This is a genomic window from Kitasatospora sp. NPDC004723 (assembly GCF_040609255.1).
Taxonomy (GTDB): Bacteria; Actinomycetota; Actinomycetes; order Streptomycetales; family Streptomycetaceae; genus Kitasatospora.
The window spans coordinates 23,821-43,481 of sequence record NZ_JBEXJT010000034.1; the positions used below are offsets into that span (position 1 = coordinate 23,821).

The 19,661-nt window shown below is 70.1% G+C and carries 1 protein-coding gene (running past one end of the window); it reads left to right on the plus strand.

What is annotated here, in order from left to right; translation table 11 throughout:
* Window positions 1-19,661 carry the 5' portion of a non-ribosomal peptide synthase/polyketide synthase gene (locus ABZW10_RS26990; protein WP_355370438.1) on the plus strand. Its footprint extends 17,647 nt past the window's final position, so only the first 19,661 of its 37,308 coding nucleotides appear in the window; the start codon lies at window positions 1-3; its stop codon lies off the right edge, out of view.

Genomic DNA, 19,661 nt, shown 5'->3' on the forward strand with positions numbered 1-19,661 from the left:
ATGCCTGTTCTGGCGCGAACGTCTTGCCGGCGCGGGTGCTCCGTTGTCGAACCTCCAAGTAAAGGCACTCGAAGCCGGTGGACGATCAGTGCGATCGCCGCGGTTCTCTTCGGCCTGCTCGCATTACCGACCCGAGTCATTTCCGGTTCAGGCTTGAGATCAGTCAGTGAATCTCGGCTTCCGCGCCTGGACGCTCGTCGCCTCTCCTGTGGAGTCTTCATGACCACCCCTGACAAGCGGTTCGCTGAGACCCTCCGCCCCGATGCCGACGGGGGCGTGCCCGTAGCACCCGGCGCACAGGACCGGCTGCTGTCCGACCTGGGTGGAAACCGGCGGGACGACATCGAAGACGCCACCGTGCCGCAGCTGTTCGAGGCTCAGGTCGAAGCGACCCCGCAGGCGCTCGCGCTGGAGGACGGTGGCCGCTCCTTCACCTACGCCGAGCTCAACGCGCAGGCGAACCGGATCGCGCACTGGCTCATCTCACGCGGCATCGCTCCCGGGCAGCTGGTCGGTGTGGCCCTCCCCCGGTGCGCCGAGCAGATCACCGTGATCCTGGGCATCACGAAGGCGGGTGCCGCCTACCTGCCCGTGGACCCGGGATACCCGGCCGAGCGCATCGACTTCATGCTCACTGACGCCAAGCCGGCCCTGCTGCTGACCACGGCCTCCCTGGCCGCAAGCCTGTCCGTCGCCGATGCTGAGACGGTCCCGGTCGAGATGCTTCCCGGGCTGCTGCGCGAGCAGGCCACCGGCAATCCCACCGATGCCGACCGCCGTGCGCCGCTCACCGCCGCGGGTCTTGCCTACACCATCTACACGTCCGGTTCCACCGGCCGGCCCAAGGGCGTGGCTGTCACCCACACCGGGCTCGCCAGCCTCACCGCCGCGCTGACCGACCGCTGTGCGGCAGGTCGGGGCAGCAGGATCCTGCAGCTCGCCTCGCTCGGCTTCGACGCCTCCGTCTCGGAGATATTCCTCGCGCTGACGTCCGGCGCCGCCCTCGTCCTGACCGACGCCGACAGCCTGGCCGGCCACGAGCTCATGCGGATCATGGCCGACCGCCGGATCACCCATGCCTTCATCACCGCCTCGGTGCTGGAGACGCTCCCGGTGGGAAGCGAGTCGGCCCTGTCCGGACTCGGCACCCTGACCATGATCGGCGAGGCGGTTCCGCCGGAGCTGGTGGAACGCTGGTCGCCGGGCCGTCGGATGATAAATGCCTACGGGCCGACGGAGTGCACCGTGTACGCGACGGCGAGCGGGGCCCTGTCCGGCCGTCAGGTGCCCATCGGACGGCCGCTGTTCAACACTCGGGTGTACGTTCTCGACGCCCGGCTCCAGCCGGTCGCCGCGGGCGGGGACGGCGAGCTCTACATCGCGGGAAAGGGCGTCGCCCGTGGCTACCTGAACCGGCCCGGTCTGAGTGCCGAGCGGTTCGTGGCGGATCCGTTCGGTGCGGCGGGGGACCGGATGTACCGCACGGGTGACCTGGTGCGGTGGAACCGGGAGGGTGAGCTGGAGTACCTGGGCCGTAGCGACGACCAGGTGAAGATCCGCGGATTCCGGATCGAGCCCGGAGAGATCGAGGCGGTGCTCCAGGAGCAGCCCGGCGTCTCCCAGGCCGTGGTCGTCGCTCGCCGGGACCAGCCCGGCGGTGCCCGCCTCGTGGCGTACGCGGTACCGGTGACGGCCGCCGGCTTCTCCTCGGAGCGGATCCGGGAGCAGCTGCGAAGCGTTCTTCCCGCCCACATGGTTCCTGCGGTTGTCGTGGCGCTGGACCGGATGCCGATGACGCCGAACGGGAAGATCGACCGCAGGGCCCTTCCCGCACCCGACTACACCCTGACGGGCACCGGACGCGCTCCGCGCACGCCGCAGGAGCAGATCCTGTGCACGGCGTTCGCCGAGATCCTGGGCGTGTCCGGGGTCGGGGTCGACGACAGCTTTTTCGACCTGGGCGGCCATTCGCTGCTGGCCACCCGTCTGATCAGCCGGATCCGGACGGCACTCGGCGTGGAGATCCCGCTGCGAACCGTGTTCGACGCGCCCACCGCGGAAGCGCTCGCCCGCCGGCTGGCCGACCACGCCGGAGAACTGCGCCGCGCACTCGAACCGGTGGACCGGCCGCAGGTGCTGCCGCTGTCCTACGCCCAGGAGCGGCTGTGGTTCCAGCACAAGCTCGAAGGCCCCTCCGCCACCTACAACATCGTGCTCGCCCTGCGGCTGACCGGCGACCTGGAGCAGCAGGCGCTGCAGGGTGCCATCGACGACGTGGTCGCGCGCCACGAGGCTCTGCGCACCGTCTTCGAGGAGGGTGGCGGCCGTCCCAGCCAGCGCGTCCTCACTCCCGACCAGGCTCGCGCCAGGCTGTACGTCCAGCAGGTCGATCAGGCCGGTCTCACGCCGGCCATGAACCGGGCCGCCCGGTACGAGTTCGACCTTTCCGGCCAAGTGCCGCTGCGCGTGGAGCTGCTGACCGTCAGCCCGACGGATTCGGTGCTGATGCTGGTGCTGCACCACATCGCCGGTGACGGCTGGTCGCTCGCGCCGCTGGCCCGCGACCTGATCGCGGCCTACACCGCCCGCCTGACGGGTGCCGAGCCGGACTGGCCGCAGCTGCCGGTGCAGTACGCCGACTACACGCTCTGGCAGCGTGATCTGCTCGGTGACGACAGCGACCCGGAGAGCGCCTTCAGCCGCCAGTACGGCTACTGGGCTGAGCAGTTGGCCGGTCTGCCGGAGCAGGTCACCGTCCCCACCGACCGGCCCCGCCCCGCCGTCGCCAGCTATGAGGGCGACACCAGCGCCTTCAGCCTCGACGCGGAGCTGCACCGGGACCTCGTCGAGCTGGCCCGTTCCACCGGCAGTACGTTGTACATGGTGCTGCAGGCCTCCGTGGCCGCCCTGCTGACCCGCCTCGGCGCCGGGACCGACATCCCGATCGGCAGCGGCGTGGCCGGGCGCACCGACGAGAGCCTCGACGACCTGGTCGGCTTCTTCGTCAACACGTTCGTCCTGCGGACCGACACGGCGGGCGACCCGGCCTTCGCGGACCTGCTCGGGCAGGTCCGCCGGACCAGCCTGGACGCCTACGCGCACCAGGACGTCCCGTTCCAGTACCTGGTGGAGAAGCTCAACCCGCTGCGATCCAATGCGCACCACCCGCTCTTCCAGGTCGCGCTCGTCCTCCAGAACAACGAGGAGGCTCACTTCGACCTGCCCGGCCTGCAGGCGGATTCCGAGACCTGGGGCACCGGCACAGCGCGCTTCGACGCGTTCATCAGCATGTACGAGAGCCACGACCCCGATGGCACGCCCAAGGGCATGTCCGGCACGGTCGAGTTCGCGACGGACCTGTACGACCGGTCGACGATCGAGGCGCTGATCGCTCGCTGGACTCGGCTGTTGAAGGCGGTGACCGCCGATCCGTCCCGGCCGATCGGCTCGCTGGACTTCCTCACCGAGGGTGAGGAGGCCCGGCTCCGGGGCTGGGCGACCATGTCCCGGCCCGAGGTCGAGGACTCGACCCTGCCCGGGCTGTTCGAGGCCAGGGTGGCGGTCGCGCCGGACGCGGTGGCGGTGGACGGGGCTGATGTCTGCTGGACGTACCGGGAGTTGAACGCGCGGGCGAACCAGATCGCGCACTGGCTGATCTCGCGCGGCATCGGGGCCGAGGACCTGGTCGGTGTGGTGCTGCCGCGCAGTGCTGATCAGGTCGCGGTGATCCTGGGCGTCGTGAAGGCGGGCGCGGGTTATCTGCCGGTGGATCCGGAGTACCCGTCCGAGCGCATCACCTACATGCTCGCGGATGCCGCTCCCGCCCTGTTGCTCACCACGGGGCGGCTGGCGGAGGAGTTGCCGGAGGGGCTGGCGGTCGAGGAGCTGGCCGGGGTCTGGGACGGGCAGCCGGCGAGCGATCCGACGGATGCGGAGCGGGTCGCGCCGCTCACCCCGGCGAACACCGCCTACGTCATCTACACCTCGGGTTCCACGGGCCGGCCCAAGGGCGTCACCGTCACGCACACGGGTCTGGCATCCCTGGTGGTGACGCATCTGGAGCGGTTCGCGGTGACCGCGGGCAGTCGGGTGCTGCAGTTCGCCTCGCCGGGTTTCGATGCCGCGGTGTGGGAGCTGGTGATGGCGCTGGCGACCGGTTCGGTGCTGGTGGTGGCGGGGTCGCAGCGGTTGGTGGGTGAGGAGCTGGGCCGGGTGCTGGCCGAGCGGCGGGTCACGCATGTGACGCTCCCGCCGTCGGTGTTGGCGACCTTGCCGGCGGGTAGCGAGTCCGTGCTGTCCGACCTGGGCACGATCGTGGTGGCTGGTGAGGCGTGCGCGCCGGAGCTGGTCGAGCGGTGGTCGGTGGGCCGTCGGATGATCAACGCGTACGGTCCGACGGAGTCGACAGTGGACGTCACGGCCAGTGAGCCGCTGTCGGGTGCCCATGTCCCGATCGGGCGGCCTGTGGTCAACACCCGGGTGTATGTGCTGGATGAGTATCTGCGGCCGGTGCCGCAGGGTGTCGCGGGTGAGTTGTATGTGGCGGGTCGGGGTTTGGCGCGTGGTTATCTGGGGCGTGCGGGTCTGTCGGCGGAGCGGTTTGTGGCGGATCCGTTCGGTGCGGCGGGTGGCCGGATGTATCGCACGGGTGACCTGGTGCGGTGGAACCGGGAGGGTGAGCTGGAGTACCTGGGTCGTAGTGACGATCAGGTGAAGATCCGTGGGTTCCGGATCGAGCCGGGTGAGGTCCAGTCGGTGCTGGCGCGGCATGCCGAGGTGGCGCAGGCGGTGGTGGTTCCGCGTGAGGACCAGCCCGGCGATGTGCGTCTGGTGGCCTACGTCGTTCCGGGGACCGGTGGTGGTGCCGATGTGGGTGCCGGTGCTGGTGAGCAGGTTGAGGACTGGCGGGAGTTGTATGACTCGTTGTACGAGGGTTCGGCCGCGTCGTTGGGTGAGGATTTCGCGGGGTGGAACAGCTCGTACACGGGTGAGGCGATCCCGTTGGAGGAGATGCGGGAGTGGCGTGCGGCGACGGTGGAGCGGATCCGTTCCTTCGCGCCGCGGCGGGTGCTGGAGATCGGTGTCGGTTCCGGTCTGCTGATGGCGCCGCTGGCGGAGGAGGTCGAGGCCTACTGGGGCACTGATCTGTCGCAGCCGGTGGTGACCCGGTTGGTGGGGCAGGTCGCGGAGCGGGGCTGGGAGCACGTCCAGCTGCGCTGCCGGCCGGCGGAGGACTTCACGGGGCTGCCCGTCGGTTACTTCGACACGATCGTGATCAACTCGGTCGCGCAGTACTTCCCGAACCGGGAGTACCTCACCTCGGTTCTGCGTCAGGCGCTGGAGTTGCTGGCGGACGGTGGCCGGGTCCTGTTGGGTGACATCCGTCATCTGGGACAGCTGCGGATGTTCCAGACGGCCATCCATGCCCCGAATGCCGCCGGCAGCGCTCAGCTCCATGCTTCGGTGGAGCACGCCCTGGTGGTGGAGAAGGAACTGCTGGTCCACCCGGACTACTTCACCGCTCTTGCCGCCGAGTGCGGTGCGGGTGTGGACATCCGCCTCAAGCGTGGTGAGGCGCACAACGAGCTGACCCGCCACCGTTACGAGGTCGCCCTTCACAAGGGTGCGGGGGCGTTGACGGATCTGGCCGGCCTGCCGGTGGTGCGGTGGGGGAGCGACCTCACGACCTTGGAGCAGCTCGGGGAGCGGCTGGCCGAAGGCGGCCTTCGTGTGGTGGGTGTTCCCGACGCGCGTCTGTCGGGCGAGTCTGCTGCCGTCGAGGCGCTGGACGCCGGTGAGGACCTGGACGCGGTGCGGTCGGTGCTCGGCTCTGTGGCCGGGATCGATCCGGAGGCCTTCCACCGGTGGGCCGAGGGTCTCGGGTTGCGGGCGGTGGTCACGTGGAGTGCCGACCTTCCGGGCGGATTCGACGCGGTCCTGCTGGACGCGGCGGACACCCGGGCGGTGACCGGTGTCTACCGGTCCTCCGGTGGTGGTTCCGCTCTGACGAACTCCCCGGCCCGGGCCCGGACGAGCGGGGCGCTGGTGACGGCGCTGCGGCAGGTGCTGCAGGCGCAGTTGCCGGAGTACATGGTCCCGTCGGCGATCGTCACCCTGGACCGCATTCCGCTGACGCCGAACGGCAAGATCGACCGCAAGGCCCTTCCCGCACCGGAGTACACGTCCGCGGGTGGTGGCCGCGCACCGCGCACACCGCAGGAGGAGATCCTCTGCACCCTGTTCGCGGAGATCCTCGGCCTGTCGAGTGTCACGGTGGACGACGACTTCTTCGCGCTCGGCGGTCACTCCCTGCTGGCGACCCAGCTCTCCAGCAGGATCCGGGCCACTCTCGGCACCGAGATGCCCCTCCAGGCGCTCTTCGAGGCGCCCACGGTTGCCAAGCTCTCCGTGCGGCTGGACGAGGGGGCGACGCGTCCGGCTCTCGTCGCGCTGCCCCGGCCGGAGGTGCTGCCGCTGTCCTTCGCCCAGCAGCGGCTGTGGTTCCTGCACCAGCTGGAAGGTCCCTCCGCCACTTACAACATGCCGCTCGCCCTGCGGCTGACGGGTGACCTGGACCGGCCGGCGCTGCGGGAGGCCATCAACGACGTCATCGCACGCCACGAGGCGCTGCGCACGGTCTTCGAGGACGTCGACGGGCAGCCCCGCCAGCGCGTTCTCGACCCGGAGCAGGCCCGCATCGAGCTGCCGGTCCAGCGGGTCGAGCAGGCCGACGTCGCCCGGGCGCTGGATCGGGCCGCCCGCTATGAGTTCGACCTGTCCTCGCAGATTCCGCTGTCCGCCGACTTGTTCGTGACCGGTTCCGCTGAGGCGGTGCTGATGCTGGTGCTGCACCACATTGCCGGTGACGGCTGGTCCATGGGCCGGCTGGCCCAGGACCTGGTGGCCGCGTACTCCGCCCGACTGGCGGGCGCCGGCCCGGACTGGCCGCAGCTTCCGGTGCAGTACGCCGACTACACCCTGTGGCAGCGCGACCTGCTCGGTGACGACACTGATCCCGACAGCCTGTTCGCCCGCCAGCAGCAGTACTGGACCGGGCAGTTGGCCGGTCTTCCGGAGCAGGTCACCGTCCCCGCCGACCGGCCCCGCCCCGTGGTGGCCGGCTACGCGGGTGACGTGAGCACTTTCGGCATCGACGCGGAGCTGCACCAGGCGCTGTCCGAGCTGGCCCGTTCGACCGGCACCACCATGTTCATGGTGCTGCAGGCGTCCTTCGCCGCTCTGCTGACCCGTCTCGGCGCCGGAACGGACATCCCGCTCGGCGCACCGATCGCCGGACGCACCGACGAGAACCTCGACCAGCTCATCGGCTTCTTCGTCAACACCCTGGTGCTGCGCACGGACACGGCGGGCAACCCGTCCTTCACCGACCTGCTGGCACAGGTCCGCCGGAGCAACCTGGAGGCCTACGCCCACCAGGACATCCCGTTCGAGCACCTGGTGGAGAAGCTCAACCCGCACCGCTCCTCCAGCCACCACCCGCTGTTCCAGATCTCCCTGGGACTCCAGAACACCCAGCAGCCGAACTTCCAACTGTCCGGATTGCAGGCGGACAGTGAGATCTGGCCCACCGGAACCTCGATGTTCGACCTGGCCATCACGGTGGGCGAGGAGCATGGCTCGAACGGCGCACCTTCGGGGATCAGTGGCTTCGTCGAGTTCGCGACGGACCTGTACGACCGGTCGACGATCGAGGCGTTGACCGAGCGTTGGGCCCGGCTGTTGAAGGCGGTCTCCGCCGATCCGTCCCGGCCGATCGGCTCGCTGGACTTCCTCACCGAGGGTGAGGAGGCCCGGCTCCGGGACTGGGTGACCACGTTCCGGCCCGAGGTCGAGGAAGCGACGCTGCCCGGGTTGTTCGAGGCCAGGGTGGCGGTGGCGCCGGACACGGTGGCGCTGGAGGCCGGCGATGCGACCTGGACGTATGCGGAGCTGAACGCGCGTGCCAACCGGATCGCGCACTGGCTGATCGGCCGGGGCATCGGGGCTGAGGACCTGGTCGGGCTGGCGCTGCCGCGCGGTGCGGAACTGTTCGCGGCGATCCTGGGTGTGGTGAAGGCGGGTGCCGGTTACCTGCCGGTCGACCCGGACTACCCGGCGGATCGCATCGCGTACATGCTCGCGGATGCCGCTCCCGCCCTGCTGCTCACGACCGGGCGGCTGGCGGAGGAGTTGCCGGAGGGTCTGGCGGTCGAGGAGCTGGCCGGGGTCTGGGACGGGCAGCCGGCGAGCGATCCGACGGATGCGGAGCGGGTTGCGCCGCTCACCCCGGTGAACACCGCCTACGTGATCTACACCTCGGGTTCCACGGGTCGGCCCAAGGGCGTCACCGTTACGCACACGGGTCTGGCCTCGCTGGCCTCCACGCTGGTCGAGCGCTGCCGTACCACTGACCGGAGCCGGGTGGTGCAGCTGGCCTCGCCCAGCTTCGACGCCTCGGTCCTGGAACTGCTGATGGCCCTCAGTGGCGGCGGCACCCTCGTCGTGCCCCCGCCGGGCCGTCTGGCGGGGGAGGATCTGGCCAGGGTCCTGGCGGACCGGCGGATCACCCACGCGTTCATCCCGCCGTCCGTCCTGGCCACCCTCCCGGCCCAGGCGCCCAGCACGCTCACCGAGCTCTCCGGCCTCATCGTCGGCGCCGAGGCGTGCCCGCCGGAGCTGGTCGAACGGTGGTCGCCGGGCCGTCGGATGATCAACGCCTATGGGCCGACGGAGTCGACCGTGGCCGCCACGGTCAGTGAGCCACTGGCGGGTACGTACATTCCGATCGGGCGGCCGGTGGCCAACACCCGGGTCCATGTGCTGGACGAGTACCTCCGGTTGGTGCCCCCGGGTGTCGCCGGCGAGCTGTACGTCGCGGGTCGGGGTCTGGCGCGTGGCTATCTGGGGCGTGCGGGTCTGTCGGCGGAGCGGTTCGTGGCGGATCCGTTCGGTGCGGCGGGCGACCGGATGTACCGCACGGGTGACCTGGTGCGGTGGAACCGGGACGGTGAGCTGGAGTATCTCGGCCGGGTCGATGACCAGGTGAAGATCCGCGGGTTCCGGATCGAGCCCGGCGAGGTCCAGGCCGCGCTCACGCGGATGCCCGGGGTCGCGCAGGCCCTGGTGGTTCCGCGTGAGGACCAGCCCGGTGACACCCGTCTGGTGGCCTACGTCGTTCCGGAGCCGGAGCGCGGTGTGTCCACCGAGGAGGTCCGCGACCGTCTGCGGCAGCAGATGCCGGACTACATGGTCCCGGCGGCCGTCGTGGCGCTGGACCGGATGCCGGTGACCGCGAACGGGAAGATCGACCGCAAGGCCCTGCCGGCCCCGGTCTACACCGCGGCGGGCGCCGGGCGTGCCGCCCGCACGCCGCAGGAGGAGATCCTCAGCGCGGCGTTCGCCGAGATCCTCGGCCTGTCGAGTGTCGGGGTCGACGACAGCTTCTTCGACCTGGGCGGTCACTCGCTGCTGGCCACCCGTCTGATCAGCCGGATACGCAGGGCACTGGGCGTGGAGATCCCGCTGCGCGCGATCTTCGAGGCGTCGACCGTGGCGCAGCTCGCGCGTCGGCTGGCCGACCACGCGGGCGAGCTGCGCCCGGCGCTGGTGCCGGTCGCGCGGCCGCAGGTGCTGCCGCTGTCCTACGCCCAGGAGCGGTTGTGGTTCCTGCACAAGCTGGAAGGCCCTTCGGCCACCTACAACATGGCCTTCGCCCTGCGTCTCACGGGTGATCTCGACCCCCAGGTGCTGCAGGACGCCATCAACGACGTCATCGCCCGCCACGAGGCGCTGCGCACCGTCTTCCGGGAGGTCGACGGTCAGCCCGGCCAGCACGTCCTCACCCCCGACCGGGCCCGGGTCGCCCTGCAGACCGTCGCCACGGACGAAGACCGGCTGAGCGACCAGCTCCACCAAGCCGCCCAGCACGAGTTCAGGCTGTCGGGCCAGGTACCCCTGAGCGCCCGCTTGTTCAGCCTCAGCCCGACCGATTCGGTGCTGATGCTGATCGTCCACCACATCGCGGCGGACGGCTGGTCCATGGCCCCACTGGCCCGCGACCTGATCGCGGCCTACACCGCCCGCCTGACGGGTGCCGAGCCGGACTGGCCGCAGCTGCCGGTGCAGTACGCCGACTACACCCTGTGGCAGCGTGCGCTGCTCGGTGACGACGGCGACCCGGAGAGCGCGTTCAGTCGCCAGAACGGTTACTGGGCTGAGCAGTTGGCCGACCTGCCGGAGCAGGTCACCTTCCCCACCGACCGGCCCCGCCCCGCCGTCGCCGGCAACTCGGGTGACACCATCGCCTTCGGTCTCGACGCGGACCTGCACCGGGACCTCGCCGAGCTGGCCCGCAGCACCGACACGACCGTTTTCATGGTGCTGCAGGCCTCCCTCGCCGTCCTCATGACCCGTCTCGGCGCCGGTACGGACATCCCGATCGGTTCTCCGATCGCCGGGCGTACCGACGAGAACCTCGACGACCAGGTGGGCTTCTTCGTCAACACCCTGGTCCTGCGGACCGACACGGCCGGCGGCCCGGCCTTCACGGACCTTCTGGCGCAGGTCCGCCGGGCCACCCTGGCCGCCTACGCGCACCAGGACGTCCCGTTCCAGCACCTGGTGGAGAAGCTCAACCCGCACCGCTCCGCTTCGCACCACCCGCTCTTCCAGGTCATGCTGGCTCTGCAGAACAACGAGCAGGCCGACTTCCAGCTTCCCGGGCTGCGAGTCAGCCCCGAGCCGATTCCCACCGGCACCGCGCGATTCGACGTGTTCATCACTGTCGGCGAGGAGCATGGCGAAGACGGCGCGCTTGCGGGAATCAACGGGTTCGTCGAGTTCGCGACGGAACTGTACGACCGGTCGACCATGGAGGTCATGGCCGAGCGGTGGGCACGCCTGCTGCGGGCCGTCGTTGCCGATCCGCAGCTGACCGTCGACACGGTCGAGATCCTCGACCAGGTCGAGCGCCGGCGCATCCTCAGCGAATGGAACGACACCGCCGCCGAGGTGCCGTCCGCCACGCTGCCCGGGTTGTTCGAGGCCAGGGTGGCGGTGGCGCCGGACGTGGTGGCGTTGGAGGCCGGGGATGAGACGTGGACGTATGCGGAGTTGAACGCGCGGGCGAATCAGGTCGCGCATTGGCTGATCGGCCGGGGTGTCGGGGCTGAGGATCTGGTCGGTGTGGCGTTGCCGCGCGGTGTCGAGCAGGTCGCGGTGATCCTGGGTGTGGTGAAGGCGGGCGCGGGTTATCTGCCGGTGGATCCGGAGTACCCGGCGGATCGCATCGCGTACATGCTCGCCGATGCGGCTCCCGTGCTGCTGCTCACCGCTGCGGGACGGGCGGAGGAGTTGCCGGACGGTCTGGCCGTCGAGGAACTGGCCGCGGTCTGGGACGGGCAGCCGGTCACCGATCCGACGGACGCGGACCGGGTCGCACCGCTGAGGGCGGCGAACACCGCCTACACGATCTATACCTCGGGTTCCACGGGTCGGCCCAAGGGTGTCACTGTCGCGCATACGGGTCTGGCGTCGTTGGTCGCCACGCTGGTCGAGCGTTGCGCTCTTGGTGAGGGCAGTCGTGTGCTGCGGTTCACCTCGGCGAGTTTCGATGTCTCGGTCATCGAGTTGATGCTCGGGTTTGCCGTGGGGGCCACGTTGGTGGTGCCGCGGGTTTCCTTGCTGGCGGGTGAGGAGCTGGGCCGGGTGCTGGCCGAGCGGCGGATCAGTCATGTGTTCCTGCCGCCGTCGGCTCTGGCGAGTCTGCCGTCCGGTACTGAGGGTGCGTTGCCTGATCTGGGCACCGTCGTGGTGGCGGGTGAGGCGTGCCCGCCCGATCTGGCGGAGCGGTGGTCGGTGGGGCGTCGGATGATCAACGCTTATGGGCCGACCGAGACCACCGTCTATGCGTCGACCGGTGGTCCGTTGTCCGGGCCGAGGGTTCCGATCGGGCGGCCTGTGGTCAACACCCGGGTGTATGTGCTGGATGAGTATCTGCGGCCGGTGCCGCAGGGTGTCGCGGGTGAGTTGTATGTGGCGGGTCGGGGTCTGGCGCGTGGTTATCTGGGGCGTGCGGGTCTGTCGGCGGAGCGGTTCGTGGCGGATCCGTTCGGTGGTGCCGGGGGCCGGATGTATCGCACGGGTGACCTGGTGCGGTGGAACCGGGACGGTGAGCTGGAGTACCTGGGTCGTAGTGATGATCAGGTGAAGATCCGTGGGTTCCGGATCGAGCCGGGTGAGGTCCAGTCGGTGCTGGCGCGGCATGCCGAGGTGGCGCAGGCGGTGGTGGTTCCGCGTGAGGACCAGCCCGGTGACACCCGTCTGGTGGCCTATGTCGTTCCGGGGGCCGGTGGTGGTGCCGACGTCGGTGCCGGTGAGCAGGTTGAGGACTGGCGGGAGTTGTACGACTCGCTGTACGAGGGTTCGGCCGCGTCGTTGGGTGAGGATTTCGCGGGGTGGAACAGCTCGTACACGGGTGAGGCGATCCCGTTGGAGGAGATGCGGGAGTGGCGTGCGGCGACGGTGGAGCGGATTCGTTCCTTCGCGCCGCGGCGGGTGTTGGAGATCGGTGTCGGTTCGGGTCTGCTGATGGCGCCGCTGGCGGGGGAGGTCGAGGCCTACTGGGGCACCGATCTGTCGCAGCCGGTGGTGACCCGGCTGGTGGGGCAGGTCGCGGAGCGGGGCTGGGAGCACGTCCAGCTGCGCTGCCGGCCGGCGGAGGACTTCACGGGGCTGCCCGCCGGTTACTTCGACACGATCGTGATCAACTCGGTTGCGCAGTACTTCCCGAACCGGGAGTACCTGACCTCGGTTCTGCGTCAGGCGCTGGAGTTGCTGGCGGACGGTGGCCGGGTCCTGCTGGGTGACATCCGTCATCTGGGACAGCTGCGGATGTTCCAGACGGCCATCCATGCCCCGAATGCCGCCGGCAGTGCCCAGCTCCATGCTTCGGTGGAGCACGCCCTGGTGGTGGAGAAGGAACTGCTGGTCCACCCGGACTACTTCACCGCTCTCGCCGCCGAGTGCGGTGCGGGTGTGGACATCCGGATCAAGCGCGGTCAGGCGCACAACGAGCTGACCCGCCACCGTTACGAGGTCGCCCTCCACAAGAATCCGGCGGAGCTGACCGACGTTGCCGGTTCGGGCGACCAGGCCGGCCGGCCGATCCTGCACTGGGGGAGCGACCTCACGACCTTGGAGCAGCTCGGGGAGCGGCTTGCCGGTGGTGTGCCGCTGCGTGTGGTGGGTGTTCCCGACGCGCGTCTGTCGGGTGAGGCGGCTGCGGTCGAGGCGCTGGACGCGGGTGAGGGCCTGGAGGCGGTGCGGTCGGTGCTCGGCTCGGTGGCCGGGATCGATCCGGAGGCCTTCCACCGGTGGGCCGAGGGTCTCGGGTTGCGGGCGGTGGTCACGTGGAGTGCCGGTCTTCCGGGCGGGTTCGACGCGGTCCTGCTGGACACGGCGGACACCCGGGCGGTGACCGGTGTCTACCGGTCCTCCGGTGGTGGTTCCGCTTCTCTGACGAACTCCCCGGCCCGGGCGCGGACCAGCGGGGCGCTGGTGACGGCGCTGAGGCAGGTGTTGCAGGCGCAGTTGCCGGAGTACATGGTCCCGTCGGCGATCGTCACCCTGGACCGCATTCCGCTGACCCCGAACGGCAAGATCGACCGCAAGGCCCTTCCCGCACCGGAGTACACGTCCGCAGGTGGTGGCCGTGCACCGCGCACGCCGCAGGAGGAGATCCTCTGCACCCTGTTCGCGGAGATCCTCGGCCTGCCCGGCGTCGGGATCGACGGCGACTTCTTCGCGCTCGGCGGTCACTCCCTGCTGGCGACCCAGCTCTCCAGCAGGATCCGCGCCACCCTCGGCACCGAGATGCCCCTCCAGACACTCTTCGAGGCGCCCACGGTTGCCAGGCTCGCGCCGCGCCTGACCCGGAACAGCGAGCTGCGCCCGCCGCTCCTGCCCGCCACCCGGCCCAACCCCCTTCCCCTCTCCTTCGCCCAGCAGCGGCTGTGGTTCCTGCACCAGCTGGAAGGTCCCTCCGCCACTTACAACATGCCGCTCGCCCTGCGGTTGACCGGTGACCTGGACCGGCAGGTGCTGCGGGAGGCCATCAACGACGTCATCGCGCGGCACGAGGCGCTGCGCACGGTCTTCGAGGAGGTCGACGGGCAGCCCCGCCAGCGCGTTCTCGACCCCGAGCACGCCCGGATCGACCTGCGGATCGGTACCACGAGCGAGGACGGTCTCTCCCACCAGCTGCGTCAGGCCGCTCGGCACGAGTTCGACCTGTCGGTCCAGGTGCCGTTGCACGCCGAGCTGTTCACCGTCAGCCCGAGCGAGTCGGTGCTGATGCTGGTGCTGCACCACATCGCCGGTGACGGTTCGTCGCTCGCGCCGTTGGCCCGCGACCTGGTCGCCGCGTACTCCGCCCGACTGGAGGGTTCCGCGCCGCAGTGGCCGCAGCTTCCGGTGCAGTACGCCGACTACACGCTGTGGCAGCGCGACCTGCTCGGTGACGACACCGATCCCGACAGCCTGTTCGCCCGCCAACAGGATTACTGGGCCGGGCAGTTGGCCGGTCTTCCGGAGCAGGTCACCGTCCCCGCCGACCGGCCCCGCCCCGTGGTGGCCGGCTACGCGGGTGACGTGAGCACTTTCGGCATCGACGCGGAGCTGCACCAGGCGCTGTCCGAGCTGGCCCGTTCGACCGGTACCACCATGTTCATGGTGCTGCAGGCGTCCTTCGCCGCTCTGCTGACCCGTCTCGGTGCCGGCACGGACATCCCGCTCGGTGCACCGATCGCCGGACGCACCGACGAGAACCTCGACCAGCTCATCGGCTTCTTCGTCAACACCCTGGTGCTGCGCACGGATACGGCGGGCAACCCGCCCTTCACCGACCTGCTGGCGCAGGTCCGCCGGACGAGCCTGGAGGCCTACGCCCACCAGGACATCCCGTTCGAGCACCTGGTGGAGAAGCTCAACCCGCACCGCAGCACCACGCACCACCCCCTGTTCCAGGTCATGCTCGCCCTCCTCAACACCGAGCAGCCGGACTTCGAACTGCCCGACCTGCAGGTCGCGGCAGACGGTGTCGCCATGGGCACGTCCAGGTTCGACATGTTCATCAACATGGGGGAGCACCGGGACGACAACGGCACCCCGGCCGGCATGTCCGGCACGGTCGAGTTCGCCACCGACCTCTACGACCGGTCGACGATCGAGGCGCTGACCGCACGCTGGATCCGACTGCTCAGGTCGATCGCCGCCGACCCGTCCCGGCCCATCGGATTCCTGGACGTCCTCACCCATGGTGAGGCTGCCCAGCTCCGGGACTGGGCGAGCATTCCGGGTGTGGGGATCGGTGCGGCCACGCTGTCGGAGCTGTTCCAGGCCCGGGTGCAGGCCACGCCCGACGCCATCGCCCTGGAGGCCGGGGACGCGGCTTGGACGTATGCGGAGCTGAACGCGCGTGCCAACCGGATCGCGCACTGGCTGATCGGCCGGGGCATCGGGGCGGAGCAGCTCGTCGGTGTGGCTCTGCCCCGCCGCATGGAGCAGCTCGCGGTGATCCTGGGCATCGCGAAGGCGGGCGCCGCCTACCTGCCGGTCGACCCGGACTACCCGGCGGATCGCATCGCGTACATGCTGGCCGATGCCGCTCCCGCCCTGCTGCTCACCACCGGGCGGCTGGCGCAGGAGTTGCCGGAGGGTCTGGCCGTCGAGGAGTTGGCCGGGGTCTGGGACGGGCAGCCGGCGAGCGATCCGACGGACGCGGACCGGGTCGCGCCGCTCACTCCGGCGAACACCGCCTACGTCATCTACACCTCCGGCTCCACCGGCCGGCCCAAGGGCACCGCCGTCCCCCATACCGGACTGGCCGGTGTCATCGCCAGCCTGATCGAGTGCTGCGCGACCGGTCCTGACAGTCGCGTCCTGCAACTGGCCTCCCCCAGCTTCGATGTCTCGATCATCGAGATCCTCATGGCCATCAGCCGTGGCGGCACCCTCGTCGTGCCCCAGCCCGGCCGCCTCGCGGGGGAGGAGCTTGCGCGCACTCTGGCCGACCGCCGCGTCACCCACGCGTTCATCCCGCCGTCGGCGCTGGCGAGCATGCCCGAGGCCACCGCGGCCTCGCTGCGCTACCTGCACACGGTGCTGGTAGCGGGCGAGGCGTGCCCGCCCGAGGTGGTGGAGCACTGGTCGCAGGGCCGCCAGATGATCAACCTGTACGGGACGACGGAGACGTTCGTCAGCTCCATCAGCTCACCGCTGGCGGGCAGGAACGTCACGATCGGGCGGCCGATCGTCCACACGCAGCTCTATGTGCTGGACGAGTACCTCCGGTTGGTGCCCCCAGGTGTCGCCGGGGAGCTGTACAGCGCCGGTACGGTCATGGCGCGTGGTTATCTGGGGCGTGCGGGTCTGTCGGCGGAGCGGTTCGTGGCGGATCCGTTCGGTGCGGCCGGAGGCCGGATGTACCGCACGGGTGACCTGGTGCGGTGGAACCGGGACGGTGAGCTGGAGTACCTCGGCCGTAGCGATGACCAGGTGAAGATCCGCGGGTTCCGAATCGAGCCCGGCGAGGTCCAGGCGGTGCTCACGCGGATGCCCGGGGTCGCGCAGGCCCTGGTGGTTCCGCGTGAGGACCAGCCCGGCGATGTGCGCCTGGTGGCCTACGTCGTTCCGGAACCGGAGCGCGGTGTGTCCACCGAGGAGGTCCGCGACCGTCTGCGGCAGCAGATGCCGGACTACATGGTCCCGGCGGCCGTCGTGGCGCTGGACCGGATGCCGGTGACCGCGAACGGGAAGATCGACCGCAAGGCCCTGCCGGCCCCGGTCTACACCGCGGCGGGCGCCGGGCGTGCCGCCCGCACGCCGCAGGAGGAGATCCTCAGCGCGGCGTTCGCCGAGATCCTCGGCCTGTCGAGCGTCGGGGTCGACGACAGCTTCTTCGACCTGGGCGGTCACTCGCTGCTGGCCACCCGTCTGATCAGCCGGATACGCAGGGCACTGGGCGTGGAGATCCCGCTGCGCGCGATCTTCGAGGCGTCGACCGTGGCGCAGCTCGCGCGTCGGCTGGCCGACCACGCGGGCGAACTGCGCCCGGCGCTGGTGCCGGTCGCGCGGCCGCAGGTGCTGCCGCTGTCCTACGCCCAGGAGCGGTTGTGGTTCCTGCACAAGCTCGAAGGCCCTTCGGCCACCTACAACATGGCCTTCGCCCTGCGTCTCACGGGTGATCTCGACCCCCAGGTGCTGCAGGACGCCATCAACGACGTCATCGCCCGCCACGAGGCGCTGCGCACCGTCTTCCGGGAGGTCGACGGACGGCCCGGCCAGCACGTCCTCACCCCCGACCGGGCCCGGGTCGCCCTGCACATCCAGCAGATCGACGAGGCCGACCTCACTCAGACGCTGAACCGGGCCGCGCGTCACGAGTTCGACCTGTCCGCACAGGTGCCGCTGGACGCCCGGCTGTACACCCTCAGTCCGACCGAGTCGGTACTGATGCTGATCATCCATCACATCGCTGCGGACGGCTGGTCGATGGCCCCCCTGGCCCGCGACCTCATCGCCGCCTTCACCGCTCGCCTGACCGGCGACGACCCCGACTGGCCGCAGCTGCCGGTCCAGTACGCCGACTACACCCTTTGGCAACGCCACCTTCTCGGCAAGGAGACCGACGTGACCAGCGTGTTCACCCGTCAGTACGAATACTGGGCCGAGCAGCTCGCTGGTTTGCCGGAGCAGGTCACCATCCCCACCGACCGGCCCCGCCCCGCCGTCGCCAGCTATGCCGGCGACGTCATCCGGCTGAGTCTTGACGCGGACCTGCACCGGGACCTCGCCGAGCTGGCCCGCAGCACCGACACGACCGTGTTCATGGTGCTGCAGGCCTCCATGGCCGCCCTGATGACCCGCCTCGGCGCCGGGACCGACATCCCGATCGGCAGCGGTATCGCCGGGCGTACCGACGAGAACGTCGACGACCTCATCGGGCTGTTCGTCAACTCGCTCGTGCTGCGCACCAGCACGGCTCGCAACCCCGTCTTCACCGATCTGCTCGCGCAGGTCCGCCAGACCAGCCTGGCCGCTCACGCGCACCAGGACATCCCGTTCCAGTACCTGGTGGAGAAGCTCAACCCGTACCGCTCCGCCGCGCACCACCCGCTCTTCCAGGTGGCCTTCGTGCTGCAGAACACCGAAGAGGCGGACTTCAAGCTGCCGGACCTCCAGGTCCGCCCGGAGGAGACGCGCACCAGCACCTCGCGCCTCGACGTGCTCATCAGCCTTGGCGAGGAGTACGACGTCGAGCGCGCTCCGACGGGAATCAGCGGCTTCATCGAGTTCTCGACCGACCTCTACGACCGGGCCACCATCCAGACGCTGATCGAGCGGTGGACGCAGTTGCTGCGGGCCGCGGTCGCGAACCCGTCCCACCGGATCGGTGCCCTGAACATCCTCACCCTGCGCGAACGCCTCGACCGGGTGGTCCAGTCCGAGCGGGCCGAGCAGCCGACGCTGCCAGAGCTCTTCCAGGCCCAGGTGGAGGCTTCGTCGGACGCCGTCGCGCTGGAAACCGGGGATCGCCTCCTCACCTACGGGGAGTTGAACGCGCGGGCGAACCAGATCGCGCACTGGCTGATCTCGCGCGGCATCGGGGCCGAGGACCTGGTCGGTGTGGTGCTGCCGCGCAGTGCGGATCAGATCGCGGTGATCCTGGGCATCGTGAAGGCGGGCGCGGGCTACCTGCCGGTGGATCCGGAGTACCCGTCCGAGCGCATCGCGTACATGCTCGCCGATGCGGCTCCCGTGCTGCTGCTCACCGGTGCGGGACGGGCGGAGGAGTTGCCGGGCGGTCTGGCCGTCGAGGAACTGGCCGCGGTCTGGGACGGGCAGCCGGTCACCGATCCGACGGACGCGGAGCGGGTCGCACCGCTGAGGGCGGCGAACACCGCCTACACGATCTACACCTCGGGTTCCACGGGCCGGCCCAAGGGCGTCGCCGTCACCCACACGGGTCTGGCGTCGTTGACGATGACGCATCTGGAGCGGTTCGCGGTGACCGCGGGCAGTCGGGTGCTGCAGTTCGCCTCGCCGAGCTTCGACGGCGCGGTGTGGGAGCTGGTGATGGCGCTGACGACCGGCTCGGTGCTGGTGGTGGCGGGGCCGCAGCGGTTGGTGGGCGAGGAGCTCGTCCGCGTGCTGGCCGAGCGGCGGATCACCCATGTGGCGCTCCCGCCCTCGGTGTTGGCGACGCTTCCTGCGGGCAGTGAGTCGGCGCTGTCCGACCTGGGCACGATCGTGGTGTCCGGTGAGGCGTGCCCGCCGGAGCTGGTCGAGCGGTGGTCGGTCGGCCGCCGCATGATCAACTCCTACGGTCCGACGGAGACGACGGTGGACGTCACGGCCAGTGAGCCGCTGTCGGGTACCCACGTCCCGCTCGGGCGGCCGGTGGTCAACACCCAGGTGTACGTGCTGGACGAGAATCTGGAACAGGCGCCGCAGGGTGTCGCGGGTGAGCTGTACGTCGCGGGTCGGGGTCTGGCGCGTGGTTATCTGCGGCGTGCGGGTCTGTCGGCGGAGCGGTTCGTGGCGGATCCGTTCGGTGGTGCCGGGGGCCGGATGTACCGCACGGGTGATGTGGTGCGGTGGAA